General features: G+C 72.6%; 5 protein-coding genes. All 5 read right to left on the reverse strand.

The annotated features are described in order from the left end of the window. On the reverse strand, positions 1-322 hold a 322-nt coding region (locus tag M878_RS000000100245; RefSeq protein ID WP_245238229.1), incomplete at its 3' end, for a zinc ribbon domain-containing protein. A gap of 3 nt (positions 323-325) precedes the next feature. After that, positions 326-2,812, reverse strand: coding sequence for a serine/threonine-protein kinase (locus M878_RS77275; RefSeq protein ID WP_078630413.1), 2,487 nt, complete (start codon positions 2,810-2,812; stop codon positions 326-328). After that, the gene (locus M878_RS77285) at positions 2,809-4,083 is read right to left on the reverse strand and encodes a coiled-coil domain-containing protein (protein WP_023550681.1); all 1,275 of its coding nucleotides are present in this window, start codon (positions 4,081-4,083) and stop codon (positions 2,809-2,811) included. Before M878_RS77285 ends, M878_RS77275 begins: the two co-directional genes overlap by 4 nt. A 41-nt stretch (positions 4,084-4,124) precedes the next feature. Continuing rightward, complete coding sequence (locus M878_RS77290) at positions 4,125-5,156, reverse strand: glutamate ABC transporter substrate-binding protein (RefSeq protein ID WP_031226002.1); 1,032 nt, start codon at positions 5,154-5,156, stop codon at positions 4,125-4,127. Between the two features lie 14 nt (positions 5,157-5,170). Then, a partial coding sequence (locus M878_RS77295; RefSeq protein ID WP_023550683.1) for a hypothetical protein occupies positions 5,171-6,463 on the reverse strand: 1,293 nt, incomplete at its 5' end.

Consider the following 6,463-nt stretch of genomic DNA (forward strand, 5'->3'; position numbering starts at 1 on the left):
CCTCGGCCGTGCCTGACACGGCGGCCGCCCCGGGCTCGTGGTCGTGCAGCGGTCCGCCGCCGCAGTCGGTGCCGGGCAGGTCGGTCGGCAGATGCACCGCCGGCGGGGCGGCGGAGCTCTCCGGTTCGGGGGCGGGCCAGGCAACGCCCTCCGGGCCCTCCCCGGCTGAGCCGGTCATGGTCAGCGTCGGATGGTCCCGCGGCGGCGCGGGTACGACGGAGAGGTCGTACCCGCACGCTCCGCAGAAGAGGTCACCCGACTCGACGGGCTCCGCGCAGCTCGGGCACTTCGCCAGTGCGGCCTGCTGGGGCATCTGCGACATCAACTACACCCACGTCCGGGGGCGGTAACGGTTGGCCCGTTCCACCAGTTCGATCCTCTCCTCGCCGCCGGGCGCCAGCCGGGCCAGCGTGCGGTAGGCGCGCTCCAGGCCGAAGCGGAGGCCCCGCTCGTCCAGGCCGCTGCCCAGCAGCACCCGTCCGCCGGCGGCGGGCCGGCTGCCCTGACCTCCGGAGAGTATCCAGTCCAGCGCCGAGCCGAGCACTTCCGCCGCCAACTCCTCACGCCGCGCCGGGTCCAGACCGTACGCGTCCAGCGCCTCGACCTGCCCGGCGGCGGCCGTCAGGTCGTCCAGGAACGGTACGTCACCGGCGCTCGCCGTGCGCTGTCTGAGCCGCGCCCGTACGGCGGCGACCCGGGCGGCGGTGTAGTGGATGGACGACTCCGGCACCGACTCCAGCGTCCGCACCGCAAACTGCCGGTTCCCGGCCGCGAGCTGCACCCGGGCAAGACCGAAGGCGGCGCTGACGAAGCTCGGGTCGGTCGCCCACACCAGGTGGTAGTACTCGGCGGCGTTGTCCAGCTGGCCCAGCACCTCCGCGCACAGACCGAGCGCCAGCTTGGGCGCGGCCTCGCCGGGGAAGGCGTCGTAGATCGCGTCGAAGGCGAGCGCGGCGCCCTCGAAGTCGCCGGTGACCAGCCCGGCCAGGCCCCGGTACCACACCACCCGCCAGTCGTCCGGCCGCTCCTCGTCCAGCTCGGCCAGACCTGTCAGCGCCGTCTGCTGCTCACCGCTCTCCAGCCGGGCGCGGATCTGCCGCAGCCGGGTCTCCACGGTCTGCGTCGGCGCCGCTTCCAGGGCGCTGATCAGCTCGGCGGGCGCGGAGGCCAGCAGGCCGGCCAGGAAGCCCGCGTTGGGGTCGCCCGGGTCGACCAGCGGGACGGGCAGGGCGAGCGCGGCGGCCGGGGTGTCCACGGGCCTGACGAGGGCGGCCGGGGGCAGTGCCGGGGCGGCGGACGCGGCCTTGCGCACCTCCCGCGCCCCCAGCCGGGACACGTCACCGTCCAGCCGCGCGAACAACTCCCGGTCGGTGACCCGCACTTCGGGTCCGAACTGCGTCGACAGCGCGGGCCGCGGCTGCCCGCTCTGCAGTGCGACCACCTCGCGCAGCACACCGGTCAGCTGCTCGGCCATCTCCTGCGCGGAGCCGAACCGGCGGGCCGGGTCGGGGTCGGTGGCGCGCACGAGGAGCCGGTAGAAGGACTCGTAGCGGCGGAAGACCTCGATGGTGTCCGGATCGGGCAGGGAGTCGGCGTAGACGTTCGTGTAGCCCTGGAAGTCGAAGGTGAGCACCGCGAGCGTACGGCCCACCGTGTACAGGTCGCTGGCCACCGACGGACCGGCCTCGGCGACCTCCGGGGCCTGGTAGCCGACCGTGCCGTAGATCGCCGACTCGTCGTCGTCCATGCGGCGCACCGCGCCCATGTCGATCAGCTTGAGCTGGTCCTCGGTCTGGATGGCGTTGTCGACCTTGAAGTCGCAGTAGAGGAGGTTACGGCTGTGCAGATGACCGAGGGCTTCGAGGGCCTCGATGCCGTAAGCGCAGGCCTGCTCGACCGGCAGCGGATCGCGGCGGCCCTCGGGTGTGCGGCGGGCGTTGGCGATCTCCTTCAGGGACTTGCCGCCGACGTACTCCATGACGATGTAGCCGTCGAGGGAGCCGGTGCGCTGGTCGAGGTGCTCGACGAAGTTGTAGATCCGCACGATGTTGGCGTGCTCGATCTCCGCGAGGAAGCGCCGCTCGGAGATCGCGGCGGCCATCGCGTCCTGGTCGCCGGTGTCCAGCAGGCCCTTGAGCACCACCCACCGGTCGGAGACGGCCCGGTCCACGGCGAGATAGACCCAGCCGAGACCGCCGTGCGCGAGACAGCCGACGACCTCGTACTGCCCGTGCACCACGTCCCCGGCCTTCAGTTTCGGCACGAAGGAATACGGGTGCCCGCACTTGGTGCAGAACCCCTCCGTACGGCCCGGCCTCTCGCCGCGGGCGCGGCCGACGGGCGCGCCGCAGTCGGAGCGCGAGCAGAACCGCTTCCGCTCCGGCACCTCCGGGTTCTCCAGCACCATCGCGCGCGGGTCGGGCCGCGGCACCTGCGGCACGTGCACCAGCCCGGCGCCCAGCCGTCCCCGCGTGGACGTCCCCGAGGAGGAGCCGGAGCTGCGCACCGACACCGACCGTCCACTGGACCGGCCCGACAGCGAGCGCGAGAGCCGCCCCGACACCGACCGGCGCGACTTCGACGACTGCGAGGACGTACGCGAGCTGTGCGAACCACGCGAACTGCCGCTGTCCACCGCGCCCTTGGTGAGTCCGGTGGGCAGCGAGCCGACCATGCCTCCCCCCGAGGGGGGACCCCCAGCCGCCACCACCGGTGCCAGGCCGCAGGTGTCGCAGTACAGCTCACCGCCGCCGACGTCCTCGTACGACCCCTCGCAGTCCGGCCGCTGACAAGACCGCCCCGGCTGACTCATGACTGCTCCCCCCTCTGGTCCTCGGGCGCGCCCGGCCCGCCGAGCAGATCGGCCGCCAGCTGCTGATAGCGCAGCACGGCCTGCTCGGCCACCCGCAGATCGCAGGGCGCGCTCCACAGCATGCGGCGGGCCGCGTCGTACCGCTCGACCAGGAACGGATCCTCGGCGAGGCCGTGCCGCGCCACCTTCGCCTTGTAGGCATCCAGCCGGCCGCGCAGTTCGGCGCGGACCGCGAGCGGCGCAGTGACCGCGGTCAACGACTCCCGGGCGCGCAGCAGTTCGTCCTCGGCCTTCTGCTCCAGCGACTCCAGCAGCGGGGAGAGCCGGTGCCACTGCGCCTGCCTGCGGTACTCGGCCGCCGTCGCCAGCTGCTCCTGCAGCACGGTCGGCGGGCCGCTCACCACCGGCACCTCCGTCGCCGCGATCTTCGCCAGCACCTCGCCGCGCGCGGTACGGGCCTCGGCGAGGGTGCGGTCGGCGCGCGAGAGCACGTCCCGCAGCCGGATCAGCCGCGCCTCCGCATCCTGACGGACCGTCAGCACAGCGTCGATCTCCCGGCGCACATCCTCCAGGGCGCGCGCCTCACGGTCGTACACCATGGTGTCCGGACGGCCGCCGCCGGGCGCCGAACTGCCCACGGCCGGCACCCAGAAGGCGAGCGGGTCCGAGACGACGTCCTCGCGCAGCCTGGTCAGCGTGCGCGTGATCCGCTCCAGGTCGTCGCCCGCCGGGTGCTCGCCGGGGCGTACGCCGACGGAGTGCGCGAGCTTGCGGGTGCGCCGGAGTTCCGCGGCGAGTAAATCGATCCTGGCGGGCAGCGCCGACCACACCGCGTCGGCGGCGACGACCAGGTCCAGGCTCGTCGCGTACAGCTCGTTCATCCGGTCCACCAGCGCGGTCAGCGAGTAGGTCTCGCTGAGCCGGCCGCTGCCGGCGACGGTCACGGACTCGCCGCGCAGCAGCTCGGTCAGCTCCGCCAGGTCCTCGCGGGTGGACCAGCGGCGCCGGCCGCGGATCTCCCGGGCGGAGCGCAGCGCGGCCGCGTACGCGTCGAAGTACCCCCACAACAGGGTGATCTGCGTCTCCGTGGCCTGCCAGCGTTCACCCGTGACACCGGTCAGGCGGGCGCCTTCGAGGAGTCTGCGGCCCGCGTGGTCCTGCAGGGCCAGCAGCGAGGTCTCGATCGCCTCGTGCTCCTGGCCGAGCCGCGCCAGCGCACGGTCCACCTCGTCCCGGTCCATCACCGGCCCGGCGGGGTCCGTGACGCCCATCGATCACCTCTCGCTGCTCGTGCTTCCCGGTCGGACGCGGCTCAACTCGTCCGCAGATACTGCGGTGCGGGCGGTTCGGACGGGCCCGAGTCCTTTCCCAGTGTCGCCGACAGCCAGGTGTCGTACGACGCCTGCCAGCCGTTCGCGCGGTAGTCCACCAGAACGCGATTGACCCGGCGTACCAGATCGGAGGCGTCCTTCTTCATCGCCACTCCGTAGTACTCGGTCGTGAACGCCGCGCCCTTGAGCTCCACGGTCGGGTCCTGCGCGGCCTGGCTCGCGGCGAGCGCGCCGTCGGTCACCACCGCGTCCACCTCGCCCAGTTGCAGCCGGACCAGACAGTCCAGCTGGTTCGGGACGGTGGTGGAGATGTCGGTGGAGGCGGGCAGGGTGCCGGCCTTTCTGTCGGCGTCCAGCTTGGTGTGCGCCGTCGAACCGGCCGCCGTGCACACCTTCTTGTGCGCCAGCGTCGAGTTGTAGCCGCTGATCGAGGACGACTTGGGCGCGAGCACCTGCTGCCCGGTCTTGAAGTAGGGCGCCGAGAACGCGACCTGGGCCAGCCGCTCGCAGGTGATCGTCATGGTCCGTACGACCATATCCACCCGCCCGTCCTGGATCGCGGAGATCCGCTGGCTGGTCGGAATCGCCTTGAACTGCACCGCGTCCGGGTCGCCGAGTATGTCCTGTGCGATCCGGTGCACCAGGTCGATGTCGAAGCCCTCCAGCTCCGCGCCCTCGGTGTTCGGATTGCGGTAGCCCCAGTGGTAGCTGTTCTGGTCGACGCCGACGATCAGCTTGCGCTTGGCGCCCGTACGGGACTTGATCGCGTCGATCGTCGGGCCGTCCGCGCCGGACGGCGACAGGGTCTGGTTCTGGGCGTCGGCGGCGGTGCAGTCCCCGGCCCGTGCCTGCACACCGTCGGCGACGGCCTGGCCGCCGCGCCCCGGAGCGTGCGGGGTCCGCTGGGTGCACGGCAGCAACAGGACGAACGCCAGCGCCAGCGCGCACAGCACCGCCATCGCGCCGACCCCGCCCCAGCCCCGCAGGGCGGCCCGTACACGCTTCGCGTACATCGACATGCCCCCTGTCACCGGTACTCCGACAGTCTGCGCCCGATACCGAACACCGCGCCGGCCGCGCCGAGCACCGCGAGCACGGCCGCGCCCACCGGCAGCCCGGTCATGGCGTCCCGTCCGTCACCGGCGGCCCGCTGGAACTCCGCCTGCTCGTGGTCGATGGCCCGGGCGAGAGCGCTGTCGACACCGTCGAAGCACTCGCCGGTGGCGCCCTTGGCGCCTATGACCTTGTCCAGCGCCTGCTGGTAGTTGCCGTCCTCGTCCTCGGTGCGGGCGGCTGCGTGGCGCTGCTTCCACACCGCCATGTTCCCCTCGGCCGCCTTCACAGGGGTACGGCCGCCCTGGTCGTCGGCGAGCTGATCGGCCAGGGTCAGGCCCTTGCCGAGGGTGGTCATGTCCTGGTCGAAGGCGTAGTAGTAGGTGTCGTACGGCTTGCCGTCGACCGTGATGGTCTCGGCGCCGCGCGCCACCAGGCTCAGGTTCTCGTTCCCACGCGCCTTCAAGGAGGCGATCCGGGCGTCGTGCAGGACGGTCAGTGAGCGGATGCCGTGGTCGTAGGAGCCGTTCAGCTCCGCTCGGGCCACCGCGTGCCCGACGACGAGCCACAGCAGGGCGACGGCGGTGGCGCCGGAGGCGGCGACCAGGCCGTGGTTGAGGACGCGGTTGGTGCGCCGGTACGTGCGCCGCTGGGCCCAGCCGAGCGCGGCCAGCGCGAGCACGCCGAGCGCGATCGCGATCCACGGATACGGAGTCGCGTCGCCGTAGTCGGCGTCCAGCCGCTGGTTCTCCTTGGTGTAGAGGTCCTCCGCCGCCGGGAGCATCTCCTTCTGCATCTTCTCGTTGGCGTAACGCAGATACGCGCCGCCGACCGGATACCCCTGCCGGTTGTAGGTCCGCGCCCGCTCGATCAGCCCCTTGTACTCGGGCAGCAGCGTGTTCAGCTTGCTGATCGTCACCTCGGAGGCGGAGCCCGGCTGGGCGTTCGCGGCGGCCGTGACGAGTCCGGCGGCGGCCGTACGGATGTCCTTCTCGTACCGGACGCGGGAGTCCGCGGTTTCCCGGCCGCCGGCCAGGAAACCGCTGGAGGCGGCCGTGTTGGCGTCCGCCAGCGACCGGTAGATGTCGGCCGCGCCCGAGCTGAGCGGCTGGCTGCGGTGCAGCACGTCGTCCGCGGCGGCCGCCCGGCCACTGGCCTGCCAGGCGGTGACCGCGCCGAACGCCACGACCAGCAGCGCCAGTACGGCGCCGATGATCCGCAGCCGGCCCGGCTCGGTGGTGGCCGCGGACCGCAGCCGGTCGACCCC

This window comes from Streptomyces roseochromogenus subsp. oscitans DS 12.976 (assembly GCF_000497445.1).
Lineage (GTDB): Bacteria > Actinomycetota > Actinomycetes > Streptomycetales > Streptomycetaceae > Streptomyces > Streptomyces oscitans.